This is a genomic window from Pseudoalteromonas sp. SG43-3 (assembly GCF_014164385.1).
GTDB classification, from domain to species: Bacteria; Pseudomonadota; Gammaproteobacteria; order Enterobacterales; family Alteromonadaceae; genus Pseudoalteromonas; species Pseudoalteromonas distincta.
Window position 1 is genome coordinate 13,198 of record NZ_JACJFC010000022.1, and the last position, 18,036, is coordinate 31,233.

At 41.1% G+C, this 18,036-nt stretch carries 15 protein-coding genes; 7 read left to right on the plus strand and 8 right to left on the minus strand.

Annotation, left to right across the window (positions count from 1 at the left end):
* Nucleotides 1-48 precede the first annotated feature (48 nt).
* Nucleotides 49-2,475 (minus strand): ATP-dependent helicase HrpB, encoded by a 2,427-nt coding sequence (gene hrpB, locus H5157_RS17235; protein WP_182725151.1) that lies wholly within the window; start codon nucleotides 2,473-2,475, stop codon nucleotides 49-51.
* Nucleotides 2,476-2,760: 285 nt separating this feature from the next.
* Between hrpB and H5157_RS17240 the strand changes: the two genes are divergently transcribed.
* Nucleotides 2,761-2,958, plus strand: a complete 198-nt coding sequence (locus tag H5157_RS17240) for a CsbD family protein (RefSeq protein WP_002958133.1) — start codon at nucleotides 2,761-2,763, stop codon at nucleotides 2,956-2,958.
* A 63-nt stretch (nucleotides 2,959-3,021) separates the two neighbouring features.
* Here the strand turns inward: H5157_RS17240 and H5157_RS17245 are convergent, their stop codons facing one another.
* From H5157_RS17245 to H5157_RS17255, 3 genes are all read right to left on the minus strand, one after another.
* Nucleotides 3,022-5,283 (minus strand): xanthine dehydrogenase family protein molybdopterin-binding subunit, encoded by a 2,262-nt coding sequence (locus H5157_RS17245; protein ID WP_182725152.1) that lies wholly within the window; start codon nucleotides 5,281-5,283, stop codon nucleotides 3,022-3,024.
* Entirely contained in the window at nucleotides 5,280-5,777 is a 498-nt protein-coding gene (locus H5157_RS17250; RefSeq protein WP_024598265.1) for a (2Fe-2S)-binding protein, read from the minus strand. Before H5157_RS17250 ends, H5157_RS17245 begins: the two co-directional genes overlap by 4 nt.
* Nucleotides 5,778-5,951: 174 nt before the next feature.
* Nucleotides 5,952-6,707 (minus strand): hypothetical protein, encoded by a 756-nt coding sequence (locus tag H5157_RS17255; RefSeq protein ID WP_182725153.1) that lies wholly within the window; start codon nucleotides 6,705-6,707, stop codon nucleotides 5,952-5,954.
* A 179-nt stretch (nucleotides 6,708-6,886) separates the two neighbouring features.
* On the opposite strand from H5157_RS17255, the gene H5157_RS17260 reads away from it, so the two are divergent.
* Nucleotides 6,887-7,798, plus strand: coding sequence for a hypothetical protein (locus H5157_RS17260; RefSeq protein ID WP_024596762.1), 912 nt, complete (start codon nucleotides 6,887-6,889; stop codon nucleotides 7,796-7,798).
* A gap of 14 nt (nucleotides 7,799-7,812) precedes the next feature.
* On the plus strand, nucleotides 7,813-8,367 hold the full coding sequence (locus tag H5157_RS17265) for a hypothetical protein (RefSeq protein WP_139015404.1): 555 nt from the start codon (nucleotides 7,813-7,815) through the stop codon (nucleotides 8,365-8,367).
* 105 nt (nucleotides 8,368-8,472) lie between these two features.
* Here H5157_RS17265 and metH read toward each other — a convergent pair whose 3' ends face one another.
* The 4 genes from metH to H5157_RS17285 all read right to left on the minus strand — a co-directional run bounded on the left by metH (nucleotide 8,473) and on the right by H5157_RS17285 (nucleotide 13,981).
* Entirely contained in the window at nucleotides 8,473-11,103 is a 2,631-nt protein-coding gene (metH, locus tag H5157_RS17270; RefSeq protein ID WP_002958120.1) for a methionine synthase, read from the minus strand.
* A gap of 9 nt (nucleotides 11,104-11,112) precedes the next feature.
* The gene (locus tag H5157_RS17275) at nucleotides 11,113-12,186 is read right to left on the minus strand and encodes a homocysteine S-methyltransferase family protein (RefSeq protein ID WP_024605362.1); all 1,074 of its coding nucleotides are present in this window, start codon (nucleotides 12,184-12,186) and stop codon (nucleotides 11,113-11,115) included.
* The gene (gene metA / locus H5157_RS17280; protein ID WP_002958117.1) at nucleotides 12,176-13,123 is read right to left on the minus strand and encodes a homoserine O-succinyltransferase; all 948 of its coding nucleotides are present in this window, start codon (nucleotides 13,121-13,123) and stop codon (nucleotides 12,176-12,178) included. Before metA ends, H5157_RS17275 begins: the two co-directional genes overlap by 11 nt.
* A 210-nt stretch (nucleotides 13,124-13,333) precedes the next feature.
* Nucleotides 13,334-13,981, minus strand: a complete 648-nt coding sequence (locus H5157_RS17285) for a porin family protein (protein ID WP_024596549.1) — start codon at nucleotides 13,979-13,981, stop codon at nucleotides 13,334-13,336.
* A 333-nt stretch (nucleotides 13,982-14,314) separates the two neighbouring features.
* Here H5157_RS17285 and ettA point away from each other — a divergent pair, with 333 nt between their 5' ends.
* The 4 genes from ettA (at nucleotide 14,315) to H5157_RS17305 (ending at nucleotide 18,036) form a co-directional block, all read left to right on the plus strand.
* Nucleotides 14,315-15,988, plus strand: a complete 1,674-nt coding sequence (gene ettA, locus H5157_RS17290; RefSeq protein WP_024605363.1) for an energy-dependent translational throttle protein EttA — start codon at nucleotides 14,315-14,317, stop codon at nucleotides 15,986-15,988.
* 154 nt (nucleotides 15,989-16,142) lie between these two features.
* Nucleotides 16,143-16,508, plus strand: a complete 366-nt coding sequence (locus H5157_RS17295) for a PilZ domain-containing protein (RefSeq protein ID WP_002958114.1) — start codon at nucleotides 16,143-16,145, stop codon at nucleotides 16,506-16,508.
* 53 nt (nucleotides 16,509-16,561) lie between these two features.
* Complete coding sequence (locus H5157_RS17300; protein WP_182725154.1) at nucleotides 16,562-17,470, plus strand: histone deacetylase; 909 nt, start codon at nucleotides 16,562-16,564, stop codon at nucleotides 17,468-17,470.
* A gap of 62 nt (nucleotides 17,471-17,532) precedes the next feature.
* The gene (locus H5157_RS17305) at nucleotides 17,533-18,036 is read left to right on the plus strand and encodes a TlpA disulfide reductase family protein (protein WP_024596552.1); all 504 of its coding nucleotides are present in this window, start codon (nucleotides 17,533-17,535) and stop codon (nucleotides 18,034-18,036) included.

The window sequence follows — 18,036 nt, forward strand, 5'->3', positions numbered from 1 at the left end:
TATAAAAACACACTATTTAAAGTAAATAAAGTTATAAAATACGGCAAATTACATTTTGCTCTTTACTCTATTTGTTGCAACGCTGTTGGCTGGGTCGTCTGGCCAAAAATGTTTAGGGTAGCGGCCTTTCATTTCCTTTTGCACATCGCGGTAACTGCTAGCCCAAAAGTGGGCTAAATCTTGAGTAAGTTGCAATGAACGTTTACCTGGCGATAGCAGCTCCATAAGCAATGGCAATCTACCGTTGGCAAGCATAGGCGTACTGGTCAAGCCGTAAACTTCTTGCATACGCACGCTTAGCTTTGCGGGGCCATCAAGTTGGTATTCTATTTTTATATTTGAGCCACTGGGCACCGTTAAGCGCAGAGGTAACAAAGCTTTTAACGTGGTTTGTTGTTGCCAATCAAAGCAGTTTTGTAATGCTTCAAAGTAGTTAAACTTTTTAAGCTGCGTGAGCGTTTTAATATCTTCTAAAAACACGCCTAGCCACTGCGCTGCATTTTGAATAAGTTGTTGCTCGTTTATTTGCGGGAATTTATCGGGCATTAAATTACTTGCTAGGCTCATACGTATCAGCAATTGTTGCGCATCAGGTTGCTCGTTAAATAAAGCAAAACCGTGTTTAGCAAATAAGCTAAGCCACGCTTTAGCACGCTCACTCTTATCTAGTTTTTGTTTACTAGGCTGGCTGCTGAGCGTTATAGCCCCGAGCTTTACTTCATCTTGATGAATAAAGCGCGCTGATTTTTCATCAAACTCACAACGAGTAAGTTCACTAAATAAATGCGGTAAAAATTCTTGTAACTCAAATGGGTTAAGTGCGGTGGCTGCAAATATACGCCCACCTTTGTGCCCGCCCATGGTTGCTATGGCTAAGTAATCGTCGTTGTGCCAGTAATCGACATTTAACTCAGCACCAGCACCATTGGCAAGTAAATAACCATTACCGCGTTTTTTAGCGATGCGATCGGGGTATGCCAATGCCACTAGCAAACTAATATAATGCGTATTTAATTCGCTGTTTTCGTCTTTTACTTTTAAGCGGCTTTGCCAATATTTTAACTGTTGTTTAAATACCGGATGCGGACGTTGCTGCTGGCTATGCAGCGCTAAACTCAACTCGTTTGCACTATTTACTCGGCTCTCAAGTAATGCCACTAAATAAATAGCGAGCCTAAAAATACCAGGGAGTTGGTCATCCAGTATTTGTGCTTTTAATAGCATATGCGCCAAACGAATATCAGCACCAAAACCTAACATTTTACTGCCAAGCGGTGTGAGCTTACCTTTGCTATCAATAGCTTCTAGCATGTTAAGCAGATTACTTGCTTGCCCGCATTGCTGCTCAGTGGGCTTATCGAGCAAGGTTAGCTCATCAATACTGGCTCCCCATTGCTTTGCCTCAAGCATAAGTTGGCTTATGTCTGATGTGAGTATTTCGGGATTGTCGTGGCTATTACGTCGCTCAAAGGTTTGCTTTGAGCCAATTCGATAAACAATACCCGGCTCTATTCGCCCTGCACGCCCAGCGCGCTGCACAGCAGACGAGCGCGATATACTTTGTGTTGTGAGCTCAGTAACCCCTGTTTTTAAATTAAAGGTGGCTGCACGGCGCTTGCCGCTGTCAATTACAATGCGTATGCCCTCAATAGTTAAACTAGTTTCGACTACATTGGTGGTAAGCACTACTTTGCGCATGCCGTTAGGTGCAGGGGCAATAGCAGTTTGCTGATTAGCTTTATCTTGCTCGCCAAATAGCGTTGCAACTTGGCAGTTACTGGGTAAATCGCTCAGTGCTTGTTGCACGCGTAGTATTTCAAATTGCCCAGGTAAAAATACCAATGCGCTGCCTGTTTGCTCATTAAGTGCTTGTTTTATTATGTTAGGAATTGCATCAAGCCAGCGACTTTCATCTTTTATGGGTATGTATATTTCGTCTATTGGATAGCTGCGACCGCTTGATTGTATAACCGGGCAATCAAAAAACGCAGTGTAACGCTCAGTATCTAGCGTTGCCGACATAAGCATAATGGTTAAATCGTCACGCAGCGCACTTTGAGTTTCAAGCGCAAAGGCAAGTGAGGTATCGGCTGCAATTGAACGCTCATGAAATTCATCAAATATCAGTAAATCTATATCGCTTAATTCGGGATCGTTTTGCAGCATGCGCGTTAGCATGCCCTCGGTAACTATTTCGAGGCGCGTATTAGCGCTTACTTTACCCTCGCCCCTAATCCGCAAGCCCACACTTTGCCCAACACTCTCGTTTTGGCACTTTGCTAAATAACTGGCAATATTACGTGCAGCTAAACGGCGAGGCTCTAGCATTACAATACGTTTAAAATGCCCGTCACGCATGAGTTGCAGCGGCAACCACGTAGATTTACCCGCGCCAGGCGGCGCTTGTAATAACGTAATAGGATTACTTTGTAATGTAGTAACGAGTTGTTGATATATGTCTTGAACCGGCAGCACAGCTATTTACCCAAAATTGCTTTGTGTGCATTGTAACAAAAACCAAAAATATACGCGCCGCTAAAGCTGTGTGGTTATAAAGGATTTAATTAAGGGTTACATAATCGGAAATAATTACAGACCGCTCTGTACATTTTTTAAGGATGTGCTCACAACATTAATCATTACTGCCTCAACAAAAACATAAAACACTGATTATTAATATAAAATAAATATTTAACTTGTTGGTACACGCCTTGCTCCTTTTATACTGAACGTTAATTAAATCTAAGTAAGGAGAAACTTATGAACAGCGATCGTATGAAAGGTAATTGGAACGAACTTAAAGGTAAGGCTCAACAAAAATGGGGCGATCTTACTGACGACGATTTAGACAAAATTGAAGGTAGCCGTACAGAGCTTGTGGGTAAAATCCAGCAGCAGTATGGTAAATCTAAAGAAGAAGCAGAGCGTGAAGTTGATGAGTTTGAAAAAACTCACTAATCGCTAACTTCTAAAAAAACCGCCATTTTGGCGGTTTTTTTGTTTAAGCTGTAGGTTATTTAGCTACGCTTTTAATTGGTTACCAATCGGTAACTGCCTAATACGCTTTCCGCACGCTGCAAAAATAGCATTACATAATGCTGGCGCATAAACTGGTGTAGATGGCTCGCCTACCCCTGCTGGTGGTGCATCACTTTGTACTATTTCAACTTCAACTTCAAGAGGTGAGTCGCTCATACGCGGTACGCGATAATCATGAAAGTTACTTTGCTGCACGCGGCCTTTATCAAAGGTAATACCATCGCTGATTGCAGTTGTAATCCCATAAATAGAGCCACCTTGGGTTTGGTTTTTAACGGTATCGGTGTTTACAACCGTACCCGCATCAATGGCAACCCACGATTTAATTACGTTTAAATCGCCAGCATCCGACACTTCTACTTCAACTACCGTAGCTACGTAAGTTAAAAAGCTTCTGTGTGCTGCTATGCCTAAACCTCGCCCTTTAGGAAGTTCTCGCCCCCATTTACTCATGTCAGCTACTTTTTCAATAACATGGCGCAGTCTGCCAATATCTAAAGGGTAAACCTCTTTATCGCCACCGTAATTATCGTATGTGGCATTTTGCTCAGTTACATCAACAATACGACTCGGACCTATGGTGTCTAGTAAATAGTCTTTTTGGTCGCGACCGGCTTTGTGCGCCGCTTCGCCAATAAATGACTGAATAGCAAAGGCATGAAAAATATTTGATACAGAGCGCATCCAACCAATTCGTGCTTTGGCTTGCGCATCACCGTTTTCTAACTTCATGTTAGGTGTGTTAATTGGGTTATCGGTAAACCCTAAACGCAGTTCAAAGCTTCCTGGCGTAGTCGCCCCTTCTGAAAAGGTAGACGTAATTGGTGAAAACGCGGTGCGGTGTAAATAAGATTCTATTGCGCCATTTTTATCTAGCGATGCTTCAATGTGCTGAGCCGAAACCGCATGGTAAAAACCATGTTGTAAGTCATCTTCACGCGTCCATTGCACACGAATAGGTTTGCCTACTTTCATTGAAAGGTAAGCTGCTTCTGCTGAAAAGTCAGGTTTTGACTTACGCCCAAAGCCGCCTCCTAACATGGTAACGTGAACATTAATTTTGCTCTCATCCATGCCAAGCATTGCCGCCACTGTTTTCATATCGGCTTGTGGATTTTGCGTAGCAGCCCATATATCAACACTATCTTTGTTGTACATAGCTGTTGCACACGGCGGCTCCATTGGTGCTTGAGCAAGATGCGGCGCGTAATAATCAGCTACGAGTTTATTGCTCGATTTAGCCAACACGCCCATGGCATCGCCTTTATCACGTATGTTTGCCTGTGGAGTTTGTACTGTTTTTAGTAATGACTTTTTAAATTCTTCTGAATTGTAATCGCCATTTTTGCCATCATCCCATACGACTTTTAATGCTTTACGCCCTTGCCATGCAGCCCATGTGTTTTTAGCTATAATCGCAATACCGCCTTTTGGCTGAAACTGCGGTGCGCCTTTTGGTGCAGGAATTTCAATAACATCTACAACGCCGTTTATCGCTTTTGTAGCACTGGCATCAAATGACTTAACAACACCGCCTACTACCGGCGGGCGTTCAATTATAGCCACTAGCGCTTGTGGTTCGCGTACATCGGCTGCAAATATTGCTTTACCTGTTACTAAATCGGCTAAATCTATGTGCGCCATGCCAGTATTAATGTAGCGCCATTCTTTGCGTGTTTTAAGTGTTAGTTTGTCAGCTTCTGGTGGCGTTATTGTAAGCGCTAAGTCGATTAAATCTTTATAAGTAAGCGATTTACCTGAGCTGTGTGTAACAACGTGTTGATTGGCTGTACAGGTCTGCGGGTCAACTTTCCAATACTTAGCGGCAGCGTGCTGCATCATGTAACGCACACTTGCGCCCATTTCACGCAGGCGCTTCATGTTGTAGCGAATACTGCGCGAGCCATCGGTATTTTGATCGCCGTATTTAGGGTCGCCCTTACCCTGAATAACAATAACCTTATCCCACGCGGCTTCCATTTCATCGGCAACTATTTGTGCAATCGCGGTGCGAATTTGCTGACCCATTTCAGAGCGATGGCAGGTTATTTCAACCATGCCATCGGGGCGCAGAGCTATAAATAAGTTAGCACGTTTTGCTTGCTCAGACGGTTGCTCTAACACGCCAGCAAATGCTTTTGGCGCACTGCCTACAAAATATGTGCCTAATACCAATGCGCCTATTGCGCTAGTTTTTAAAAATTGGCGGCGGTTTAGGTCAAAGTACGTATTGTCGTTTTTCATACCTCTTCCCCTTGTTCATTAGGGTCAAAATATTCAACCCCCGCCATGGTTTTAGCCGCCGACTTAATCGCTTTATGAATACGTGGGTATGTACCACAACGACAAATATTGCCCGACATATTACTCACTATTTCATCATCAGTTGGGTTGGGGTTAGCTGCTAATAAGCTTGCCGCTTGCATAATTTGTCCGCACTGACAAAATCCACATTGCGGCACTTTATGCTCAACCCACGCTTTTTGCACTGGATGATCGCCCTGCTCGCTTAGCCCTTCAATAGAGGTAATATTGCGCCCCACTACAGCCGATACCGGTAATACACATGAGCGCTGCGCTACCCCATCAATATGCACAGTACACGCACCGCACTGTGCCATACCACAGCCAAATTTAGGGCCCGTTAAATTCAATTCATCTCGCAGGTACCATAATACTGGCGTTGACGGGTCGCCAGAAAACTCATGTTTATTACCATTAATGGTAAGGGTGATCATACTAGACTCCTTGCAAAGCGCTTTACAGGACGACTCCCTACAGCGCGTGGACGGTTTTAATTTACTTACTACTTTTTAGCCTACCACTTAGAACTATTTTATTAAAATACTAATTACTAGAACGTTTGGTACTAAAAAACATTACTCATTATTAAGTAAGTTGCTAATACTAAATTAAATAGCGCTTATAACATCTTCAGATAAAACCCGTTGTTCGTCTTTGTAAACTTCAAGCCAGCCTGGCGGTGATGTATCACAACCAATAATGGTTACTTGTAACACATAACTGTAACGTCCATTTTTAAACGTATAGTGATGATTCCCGCCACTACCCTCAAAGGTAATATCACCGTTTAATAAAATCATGTCGGGCTTTTCGCTAATTTTTTTATCAATACTCCATACAGCATAACGGTAATTCCCATCGTCTAGATCATCAACGCGAATATGGTAGTTAGCCGTTTTCCAATTGAGTATTGGTTTTTTAAAAGTATTAACACTTGAATGCAGAGATTGCTTATCGTGTTCAATTAATCGTTCAGCAAATGCTTGCTCTTTAACATTTTGAGTATTTACAGTTATAATTTTGCCGTCTGTATCTACCCACAAAACACCGTTATATAGCATAATACCGCGCCAACCTACTTTCTCCCAATCAGTATTAATGTTTGAACTGGCAATAACGGCAACAAGTTCATCGTCAAACACTTCATCAAAGCGTTTAATAAACTCAGCTTCATTTTTAATGTCAGGCAATGGATATTGCCTTTTTAGAGGGTAGCGAATATGCGCAGCAATCGCAGTTTTATCCTGCGTTTTAAAAGCAGCAATAACAGGTAAAACACTCTCGTGATATTTCTGCTCAAGCGCAAATGTGTTCGATGTGAAAAATAGATATATGCAAAGTAAGATGTAATTTAGATACTTCATTAATAGCCTATTAATATGTAACAAATAAAAAGTTTTGAGTGTTATCGTTTAAAGTTAAATGTTTAAGACATTTATAATTTTGAGTTAAAAATCTAAATCCCGACTTTAAACTTTGACTATACATACAAATTGTATAATATAGATGCATTATAGGTACATACTATTTATAGGGAAATAAAATGTTAATATCCGCCAGGGAAGATCTTAGAAGCCGCCAAAAAGAAAAGCAGTTATCTGCAACCTTAAAGTCAAACCAGTATAATCTAGTTCACATGAATGCATCTGAATTTGTTGATTATATTGTTAGCCTAAAAAAGCTTGCTGGGCAAAGTCCTGGTAAAATTATTAATTGGTTTGAGACTGTATTTGAGAAAAATAATATTTCATCTGACTTATGGCCACTTTATAGAGACTGGATAAAAAATAGTTCAGGCCTTATTCCAATTGGGATGGATATAGTTGCAGTTACGGCTATAGCAACAGAAATGAAAAGAAGCGGAAAAGCTTTTGATACTTTTAAAGTAAAAAGTTATTCAGGGAAAAACTATATAATTTTCAAAGGTTATCCAGGTCTAAGACGGCACCTCACTGGAACTCGCTATTTAGCGAACAACCCACAACTTGTATCATTTGGTATAGGTAAACTCGGCGCAAAAAAATCAATTAAAACAGGCTTTTTGGTTAGCATTCTTATATCTGCAGGATTTCATACAGTAGAACAATTAGTTAATGATGAGAAGCTGTGGCACGACTTTATAGGTGGTTTCTCTGTTGATGTTGCTATTGCCGCTACATCATCTAGCATTGCATGGTATGCTGTCTCTTCTATTGTAGGCACAGCTGCTGTTGTTGCTGTAGGTCCGATGATAGCTGTAATAGTGATTGGTACTGCATTAACTTTTTTTGCTTATACTTTTATCGATAGTGATGAGTTATCTGAAAAAATTGCTTCAAGCTTAAGAGTAGCGGAAAAAAACTTAAAAAGTAATATACAAAGAGCACAAAATCAATTGCATGATGCTCAACGCTTGTATGAAGAAAGCCCCATAGAATTTATGCACCGAATTTTCGGTTTACCTTTCTTAAAATGAATTACGATAATTTAATGACATCTGAAAAATTAACTTTAAGCGAAAATATTAAACATGCTTTTTTATTTATACTGTTTTTAATTTTTACCATAGCCTCACCTTTTGCGGCATGGGTTGAAGTATCGTCAGTAATTGAAGCTTTAAACAACAACGCCCTCATTTTTAAAGAACGCAGCTTTAGCCCAAGTTTAATTTTGTGCGTTCCAATGTTTGGGACGCTAACAGGCTTACTCTGGCTAAAAATTAAGAACACTGAAATTAGCCCAAGCCTACTGAATAAGTGGTTCAAACTGTGTGGAATAACTTTATTAGTTATGGTTGTTACCATACCCGTTTACACTAACATTATTGAAAATAAAATTGAGAGTGAAGGTTATAGTATTTGTAATTGGTATGGCCGAGGCTCAATTGGTGCACCTGATATTTGGGTAAGCTCCCAAAGCTATTGCATTAAAGAAGGCTTTAAAGTCAGAGTGGAGCTAATAGATTGGTTAAAACACCAAACGACTAAACCAACTCCAAAAGATGTTACGAATAAAATAAATGAGTTGCTCACTAATAAACTTTAAAACAAAAACGAGCCCAATTTGGCTCGTTTTTGTTTTACTGATAGCTGAAAGCTAAAAACTGACCGCTTTAACCTTTGACCGCTTCGCTATTTAACCTTTTCGCTTTTATTCCGGATCATACCCCAAGTTAGGCGATAGCCATCTTTCAGCCTCTTCAAGCGTCATATTGGTTCGTTTAGCGTAGTCTTCTACCTGATCCTTTTGCACAGCTGCTACGGCGTAGTATTTTGCCTCTGGGTGTGAGAAATACCAGCCCGAAACCGCAGCACCTGGCCACATGGCGTACGAGCTGGTTAGCTGCATGCCAATGCGTTTTTCGGTGTCGAGCAACTGCCAAATTTTCTTTTTCTCAGTGTGCTCTGGGCACGCAGGGTAACCTGGCGCTGGACGAATACCTTGGTAGTTTTCGCGTATTAACTCATCGTTTGCTAGGTTTTCGTCTGGTGCAAAACCCCAATACTCTTTACGTACTTTTTCGTGCAGGTATTCTGCAAACGCTTCGGCGAGCCTGTCGGCAACCGCTTTAACCATTATTTTGTTGTAGTCGTCTTGCTGTGCGTCAAACGCATTTGCTAAGTCGTCTTCTTCTAGGCCGCCCGTTACTGCAAACGCGCCAAAGTAATCAGGCGTGCCTTTTGGTGCTATGTAGTCGGCTAGGCAATAATTAGCAAAGTCGGTTTTTTCGGTTTGCTGGCGTAAATGGCATGAAGTAGTTAATACTTCTTTGCGTGTTTCGTCGGTGTATATTTCTATGTCATCACCCACGCGGTTAGCCGGGAATAAACCAATTACACCAAGTGGTTGCAAACTGCCTGCTTTTTCAAGGTCGTCTAACATATCGTTAGCGTCTTTAAATAAGCTTTGCGCTTGCTCGCCTACTACTTCATCGTCCATTATGCGCGGGTATTTACCGGCAATTGACCACGTCATAAAGTATGGCGTCCAATCTATGTATTTACGCAAAGTAGCAATTGATACATTTTTAAATTCAGTCACGCCCAGCTTTTTAGGCACTGGTGGCGTGTAGTTATCCCAATCAAGCTTTGCTGCGTTATCGCGTGCGCGCTGGATTGTAACAGGCTTAGAGCGTGGTTTTTTACGCGCTTGTTGCTCGCGTACTTTTACATATTCAGCTTTAGTTTTAGCTAAAAAGTCAGGTTTAATGTCTTTTGATAATAAGTTTGAAACCACACCAACTGCACGGCTTGCGTTATTTACATACACAACGCCTTTATCATATTGCGGCTCAATTTTTACTGCGGTGTGCGCTTTAGAGGTAGTTGCACCACCAATGAGTAGCGGCAGTTCAAAACCACGGCGTTTCATTTCTTTTGCTACGTGTACCATTTCGTCAAGCGATGGGGTAATTAAGCCCGATAAACCAATAATATCGGCTTTTTCGTCGATGGCGGTTTGCAGTATTTTATCGGCAGGTACCATTACGCCTAAATCAATAACTTCGTAGTTATTACACTGTAGTACCACGCCTACAATGTTTTTACCTATGTCGTGTACGTCGCCTTTTACGGTCGCCATCACTATTTTACCATTGGTTGAACCTTCTTCTTTTTCGGCTTCAATAAATGGGTCTAAGTAGGCTACGGCTCGTTTCATTACGCGCGCCGATTTAACCACTTGTGGTAAAAACATTTTACCTGCGCCAAATAAATCCCCTACTACGTTCATGCCATCCATTAACGGCCCTTCAATTACGTGAATAGGTTTATCGGCAGCAGCGCGGCACTCTTCGGTATCTTCATCTATAAAGGTAGTAATGCCTTTTACAAGCGCGTGCTCAAGGCGTTTTTCAACAGGCCATGTGCGCCATTCTAAATCTTCTACTCGCTCGGCTTGTGCCATACCAGAGTATTTTGGTGCAAGCTCTACTAAACGCTCGCCTGCACCTGGGTCTGTGTTAAGTATTACGTCTTCAACGGCTTTACGAAGCTCTTCTGGGATGTCGTCGTAAACGGCGAGTTGCCCTGCATTTACAATGCCCATATCCATACCCGCTTTTATGGCGTGGTATAAAAATACCGAGTGAATAGCTTCACGTACTGGGTTATTACCCCTAAATGAAAACGATACATTTGACACCCCGCCCGACACTTTACAGTGCGGTAAGTTTTGTTTAATGCGGCGTGTGCCTTCAATAAATTCTACTGCGTAGTTGTCGTGCTCTTCTATACCGGTGGCTACGGCAAATATATTAGGGTCGAATATAATATCTTCTGGTGGAAAACCAATGTCTTCTACTAATATTTTGTAGCTGCGGGCACATATTTCATATTTGCGGTCTGCTGTATCAGCTTGCCCGTCAGTATCAAACGCCATTACAACGGCAGCTGCACCAAAACGTTTTATTATTTTAGCTTGGCGAATAAACGGCTCTTCGCCCTCTTTTAGCGATATAGAGTTAACAATGGCCTTACCTTGAATACACTTTAGGCCTGCTTCTATTACTTCCCATTTAGAGGAGTCGACCATAATGGGTACGCGTGAAATATCAGGCTCTGAGGCTATTAAGTTTAAAAACTTAACCATCGCGGCTTTTGAGTCCAACATGGCTTCGTCCATGTTTATATCAATAACCTGTGCGCCATTTTCTACTTGTTCGCGGGCCACTGTTAGCGCGGCTTCAAAGTCTTCTTCCATGATTAAACGTTTAAACATGGCAGAACCGGTTACATTGGTACGTTCGCCGACATTAGTAAATACTGCTATTTGTTGGGTCATGTTGGCTCCTTAATTTAAGTTACAGGCTTCAAGGCCTGATAAACGCATGCGTACTTCAAGCTCTGGCAATTGGCGTGGTTTAACGCCCGCTAGACCTTTTGCAAAAGCACGAATATGCGCAGGCGTGGTGCCACAACATCCACCTACTATATTAATAAAGCCCGATTTACCCCAATCGATAATTTCGGCTGCCATTTCAGGCGCTTCTAAGTCGTATTCACCAAACTCATTAGGCAAGCCCGCATTAGGGTGTACCGATGTAAAGGTTTCGCACACGCGCGAAAGCTCTTCTACATATTGGCGCAGTAAATCAGGGCCAAGCGCGCAGTTTAAACCAATCGAAATAGGCTTAATATGGCGAATAGAGTTATAAAATGCCTCGGTTGTTTGCCCTGAAAGCGTACGGCCAGAAGCGTCAGTAATAGTGCCCGAGATCATAACTGGTAATGTGCGCCCTGCTTGTTCAAAGGCTTCTTCTACACCAAACGAGGCGGCTTTTGCATTAAGCGTGTCGAATATAGTTTCGATTAGTATTAAATCGGCGCCGCCTTCCATTAATGCAAGGGTAGACTCTACATACGCAGTAACTAGCTTATCAAAAGTAACGTTTCGGTAACCCGGATCGTTTACGTCTGGCGAAATTGAACACGTTTTAGATGTCGGCCCTAAAACACCGGCTACATAGCGCGGTTTTTCTGGCGTTTTAGCCGTAAATTCATCGCAAATTGCGCGTGCTAATTTAGCCGACTCTAGGTTTATTTCACGGCTTAGGTTTGCCATGTCGTAATCTTCCATCGAAATAGTGGTCGAGTTAAACGTGTTGGTTTCGATAATATCGGCGCCCGCTGATAAAAAACCACGATGAATATCAGTGATTAAGTCGGGCTTGGTTAGGCTTAATAAATCGTTATTACCTTTAATTAATACATGCCAGTCTTTAAAACGCTCTCCGCGATAGTCTTCTTCTTCTAGCTTATGATCTTGGATCATGGTGCCCATTGCGCCATCTAAAATTAAAATGCGTTCTTTTAATGCGGCACTTATTTCGGCTTGCTTATTATTTGTAGGCGCGTTATTCGGCATAGTTGTTAGTCCTCACGTCTTGGCTAACTAAATTAATATCATACGGTGTGGTTTGGTACACGTAGTAATTTAACCAGTTCGAAAAAAGTAAAAAAGCATGGCTTTGCCACGTTTTTGAAGGTTGTTTGGTTGCATCGTCATCCGGAAAGTAATTTTCGGGCTTTGGTGCATTAGGGCTTTTTTTACAATCGCGCTCGTATTCTGCTTTTAGCGAGTCGGCGTCGTACTCTGGGTGGCCGGTTATAAACACTTGACTACCCGATTTATTTTTAAGTAAGTAAGCCCCTACTCGCTCAGAACCTGCCAGTACAACGAGTTCTTCACAGGCGTTTATTTTATTTATATCAATATGGCCGTAGCGTGAGTGCGGTACCAAAAAGGTATCGTCGAATCCGCGAGTCAGTGCGCCGTGATCAAAATAACACTGGTGAGTAAATACGCCACACAGTTTATCGTCTTTTAAATCGCGTTTTAAATTGTAACGGTGATATAACGCTGCATGCGCTGCCCAACACGAAAATAACGTAGAGGTAACGTGTTGCTCAGCCCAATCAATAATAACCTTTAACTCATCCCAATACGCTACATCGTCGTATTCTAAATGCGCAAGTGGCGCACCGGTTACTATTAACGCATCGTAATTGTTGTCTTTAACCTCAGAAAAGTAACGGTAAAAGGTATCAAGGTGCTCTTCTGAGTTGCTGCTACTGCGGTGAGTGTCGAGGCGCAGTAGTTCTACGTTTACTTGCAAAGGTGAGTTGGCAAGTAAGCGAATAAACTGAACTTCGGTTTCTACTTTATTAGGCATTAAGTTTAAAATAGCCAAACGCATTGGGCGTATTTCTTGCGTTTTTGCACGACTTTTTGGCATTACAAATACGTTTTCTTGACGTAAACGTGCAATTGCCGGCAACTCGTCTTTTACTGTAATTGGCATACTTTACTCCTGCTCATAAAAACCGAGGCTTAATTATGAACTGAAAGTAAAAAATATCAACCTCTAGATGTATAGATGTCCAAATGAAATTTTTTCATGATTTTTTTAAGATTTACTAAAAGTTATAGATGAGAGGGAATGCATTTATATTGAAGTACTTTGTTTTAGTGAATTGAAATAGCGCTACTAAAATCAGTAGCGCTATTATAATTAAAAACGATAATTTACAGATAAATTAAGAGCGTAAATATCGCCTTCATTTGTATCAAAATATTGGTATTCAGCACTTACTTGCCAGCGTTGAGTTAGCCTAAAGTCAATGCCGGTTCCGTACGTTACGCCGCCTTCATCGTAGTTTTGCTCAGTTATTAGCGTAGAATTTGTATCTGTACCAGTTATTGATTCTGCAAGGTTTTTTAAGTCGCCTTCATTGTAACTTAATTTATTTCTACCATAGCCACCAAATAAAAACACATCAGCTCGAGATGAAATTGGATAATTAGCTTTTACAAATATACTTGTTTGCAAATCAAGGCTTGAATCGATTTCGCTCTTAATGAATTCTGAACTCAGCGAACCGTCCTGTGGGTTCTGAGTGTAAACAATTCCGTTTAGAGGCGTTGACTCATCATTTAACCCAAAACCTATACGCCCTTCTAATGCAAAGTAACGCGAAAACTGATATCCAAACCGGCCGTAAAGCGTTGTAAACTGTATGCTATCACTCTCGTATACATCAATTTGCGTAGACCCTATCCCTATTCCTTGGTAATAACCATTTACGTGGAGTATGTCTGCTTGGCTCGAAAATGAGTATAAACCTAAAAGTAATGCCCCTAACCTTGTAACTATTTTCATGTTCATTCCTTTAAACCTTTGTAATATTTAATAATGTGATGTTTAACAACAAACTAAGTGTGGCCTGCCTATATAACTTGCTTATACTTTACAGCTTGTAAATATACTGTACCACTTTTGTTAAAAATGAAATGTATTTGAACAATATAAAACAATAGATTACAGAATTTTACACAATAGAAATCCTGTAATAGTAGTGTTTTTAACGAGCAATCAAAACAAAGTACCGCTTAGGTAAGTGTATTGTTCTATACAGCATTCGTTGACTGTTTCACCCGTCAGCCACTACAATACAACATTGAAATTTTTATTATTATTTGAAGGCTTTCCTCCATGGTTTTACCTGATAAATTTATATTCTCGATGAGTCGAGTATCTAAGGTTGTGCCACCTAAGCGCACTATCTTAAAAGATATTTCGTTGCACTTTTTTCCTGGCGCTAAAATTGGTGTGCTTGGTTTAAACGGTTCTGGTAAATCTACGTTACTGCGTATTATGGCCGGTGTTGACCAAGATTTTGAAGGTGATGCACATCCTCAGCCTGGTACTAAAATTGGTTATTTACCGCAAGAACCTGTTTTAGACGAAAGTAAAACAGTACGTGAAACTGTTGAAGAAGCTGTTGGCGAAGTTAAACATGCACTTAAACGTCTTGACGAAGTGTATAACGAATACGCCATGGAAGACGCTGACTTTGACGCACTTGCAAAAGAGCAAGGCGAGCTTGAAGCTGTTATTCAGGCGCACGATGGTCATAACATCGACAACGTTTTAGAACGCGCAGCTGATGCACTTCGCCTGCCAGAGTGGGATGCTAAAATTGAGCACCTTTCAGGTGGTGAGCGTCGCCGTGTTGCTATATGTCGATTATTACTTGAAAAACCAGACATGCTTATCCTTGATGAACCTACTAACCACTTGGATGCTGAGTCGGTTGCATGGTTAGAGCGCTTCTTGCACGATTACGAAGGCACTGTTGTGGCTGTAACGCATGACCGTTACTTCCTTGATAATGTAGCTGGTTGGATATTAGAGCTTGACCGTGGTGAAGGTATTCCATGGGAAGGTAACTACTCTTCTTGGCTTGAACAAAAAGATGCGCGCTTACAGCAAGAACAAAAATCTGAAAAAGCACGTCAAAAATCAATTGCGCAAGAACTTGAATGGGTTCGTTCAAACCCTAAAGGTCGTCAAGCTAAGTCAAAAGCACGTATGGCTCAGTTTACTGAAATGCAGCAGTCTGATTACCAAAAACGTAACGAAACTAACGAGATGTTTATCCCACCTGGTCCGCGTTTAGGTGACCAAGTACTTGAAGTAACTAATCTTCGTAAGAGTTTTGGCGATCGAGTTTTAATTGATGACTTAAGCTTTAGCATGCCAAAAGGTGCCATTGTGGGCATTATTGGCGCGAATGGCGCGGGTAAATCAACGCTGTTTAAAATGATAAGCGGTGAGCAAACGCAAGACAGCGGTAGCATCAGTGTTGGCGAAACAGTACACCTAGCTACTGTTGATCAGTTCCGCGACGGTATGGACGAAAGCAAAACTGTTTTCCAAGAAATATCAGACGGACAAGACGTACTGAAAATTGGTAACTTTGAGTTCCCAAGCCGAGCATATGTAAGTCGCTTTAACTTTAAAGGTAACGATCAGCAAAAGTTTGTTAAAGACCTATCAGGTGGTGAGCGTAACCGTTTACACCTTGCTAAGTTATTAAAAGCTGGCGGCAATGTGTTACTACTCGATGAGCCAACCAATGACTTGGACGTTGAAACACTACGTGCACTGGAGAACGCTATTTTAGAGTTCCCAGGTTGTGTAATGTGTATCTCGCATGACCGTTGGTTCCTTGACCGTATTGCTACACATATTTTAGATTACCGCGACGAAGGTCAAATTAACTTCTTTGATGGTAACTACACTGAATATGAAGAGTGGCTTAAAAAGACCCTAGGCGCTGAGGCAACTCAACCTAAACGTATTAAATACAAAAAAATTGGCTAAAAATATTGGTTAATTTTATGTTTGTATAACTTAAGCCCTGCACTTTGCAGGGCTTTTTTATGCCACCAGCATTACAGGAGCACATCTTGCTAGCATGTAGAGAATTACCCGCTATGCTTAATTTATTATAAAAACAGTAAGGCTAAATTAGGTTATGCAAAATCGTCGACAGTTTTCTCGTGTGCTATTTTCAACTAACGCTCTGTTATGTTTTGATAGCCAACAGTATCCGTGTAAATTACTCGATCTATCGTTACATGGCGCGTTGGTTACTAATTGTGATGCATTTATTGGCAGCCACAATACGCAAGCAATACTGCGTTTTACATTACCTCAAAGCGATATAGAAATAAAAATGGAAGTAGTGATTTGCCATATTGAAGCCGATCATATTGGTTTAAAATGCCATCACATTGATATAGACAGTATTACTTATTTAAAGCGTTTAATAGAGCTAAACTTAGCCGATGATGAGCTACTGCATCGCGAATTAGCGTCACTTATTAATGACTCACAATAGACTCATTCTCTTAAGTTGATTACCATAGCGCAAACTTTATAAAGCTTGTAAATATGCGCTTAAATCCTCATTTGCCTTTGGTATACCATCCTAACTACTCGTTTAGCTTTGATCCTAAACATCGCTTTGTAATGAGTAAATTTGCACATTTATATCAACATGTTGCAGAGCTTGGTTTAATCGGCAGTAACCTAGTTGAGCCAATATTAGGCACGCCAGAGCCGCTTGAGCTTGTGCATTGCGATAATTATATCCAAGATTTATGGCACAACCGCTTAGATGAAAAAGCCATGCGTCGCATTGGTCTACCCTGGTCAAAAGAGCTTATGGCACGTACATTTACAGCCCCTCAAGGAACGCTACAGACAGCCCGCTTAGCACTTAAACACGGTATAGCGTGTCATCTTGCTGGTGGTACACATCACGCACATAATGACTTTGGTTCTGGTTTTTGTATGGTTAACGATTTGGCCTTTACCACGCAAACTTTAATTACATCGGGTGAGGTAACTAACGTACTTATTTTTGATTTAGACGTGCACCAAGGTGATGGCACAGCTGCAATGTTAAAGCATCAACCCTATGCGTATACTTGCTCTATCCATTGTGAAAAAAACTTCCCCTTTAGAAAGTCCGCTAGCGATTTAGACATTGGCCTGGCAAATAATATGAAGGACGACGAATACCTTGCCATAGTTAACGAAACACTAAGTTATTTACTTAAAGAGCTAAACCCAAGCTTAGTACTTTACGATGCTGGCGTTGATATTTGGCAAGGTGATGGCTTGGGTAAGTTAGATATTAGCTGGGATGGCATAGCTAAACGTGACCATTTAGTGCTAAAACGCTGCCTTGAACACAATACACCTGTAGCTACTGTGATAGGTGGAGGTTACGATAGAGATCACCTACGCCTCGCTAAACGCCACGCTATTGTTGTTGAACAAGCTGCTGGCTTTTAGTTTGAAATAAAAATGTTAAATTATCGTTCTTGTTTAATATGTAAAATAAAAAAGAGCATATTATGAAACAGCTATTTATTACCATCACGCTAATTTTATTAAGCTTTACAGCTTACGCACAAGATACAAGCTCAGAAGCAACATATCCTAAATTGCCAACATTAAATTTACAAATGGCTGATGGGTCGCCACTCAATACTCAAGATTTATTAGGTCAACCTTACGTTTTACACTTTTGGGCAACATGGTGTCCGTACTGTAAAAAGCTGCAGCCAGCACTTCAAAAAATTGATGATATGGGATTAAAAGTTATTGCCGTGAGCTTTGAAGAAGATGACGATGCTACTCCCGCTAAAGCACTTAGCGAAAGAGGTTATACTTTTAAAACAGCTGTAAAAGCCGATGCAATAGCACAGCAATTAGGTATACGAGGCACACCTACTACATTATTTGTAAATAAAGAAGGCAATGTAATTTGGCTGACTAATACGTCAAACCCAGAAGATCCAAATCTTCATTTAAATGCACGAACATTGTTGCACTCCATAGACATGGCAACTGAGTAA

Coding starts and splice junctions, on each gene's coding strand:
- H5157_RS17275 (WP_024605362.1), bottom strand. CDS start 12,186: ATGCCGAATAACGCGCCTACAAATAATAAGCAAGCCGAAATAAGTGCC.
- ettA (WP_024605363.1), top strand. CDS start 14,315: ATGGTTTTACCTGATAAATTTATATTCTCGATGAGTCGAGTATCTAAG.
- H5157_RS17255 (WP_182725153.1), bottom strand. CDS start 6,707: ATGAAGTATCTAAATTACATCTTACTTTGCATATATCTATTTTTCACA.
- H5157_RS17300 (WP_182725154.1), top strand. CDS start 16,562: ATGCGCTTAAATCCTCATTTGCCTTTGGTATACCATCCTAACTACTCG.
- H5157_RS17250 (WP_024598265.1), bottom strand. CDS start 5,777: ATGATCACCCTTACCATTAATGGTAATAAACATGAGTTTTCTGGCGAC.
- H5157_RS17295 (WP_002958114.1), top strand. CDS start 16,143: ATGCAAAATCGTCGACAGTTTTCTCGTGTGCTATTTTCAACTAACGCT.
- H5157_RS17265 (WP_139015404.1), top strand. CDS start 7,813: ATGACATCTGAAAAATTAACTTTAAGCGAAAATATTAAACATGCTTTT.
- H5157_RS17305 (WP_024596552.1), top strand. CDS start 17,533: ATGAAACAGCTATTTATTACCATCACGCTAATTTTATTAAGCTTTACA.
- H5157_RS17245 (WP_182725152.1), bottom strand. CDS start 5,283: ATGAAAAACGACAATACGTACTTTGACCTAAACCGCCGCCAATTTTTA.
- metH (WP_002958120.1), bottom strand. CDS start 11,103: ATGACCCAACAAATAGCAGTATTTACTAATGTCGGCGAACGTACCAAT.
- metA (WP_002958117.1), bottom strand. CDS start 13,123: ATGCCAATTACAGTAAAAGACGAGTTGCCGGCAATTGCACGTTTACGT.
- H5157_RS17285 (WP_024596549.1), bottom strand. CDS start 13,981: ATGAAAATAGTTACAAGGTTAGGGGCATTACTTTTAGGTTTATACTCA.
- H5157_RS17240 (WP_002958133.1), top strand. CDS start 2,761: ATGAACAGCGATCGTATGAAAGGTAATTGGAACGAACTTAAAGGTAAG.
- H5157_RS17260 (WP_024596762.1), top strand. CDS start 6,887: ATGTTAATATCCGCCAGGGAAGATCTTAGAAGCCGCCAAAAAGAAAAG.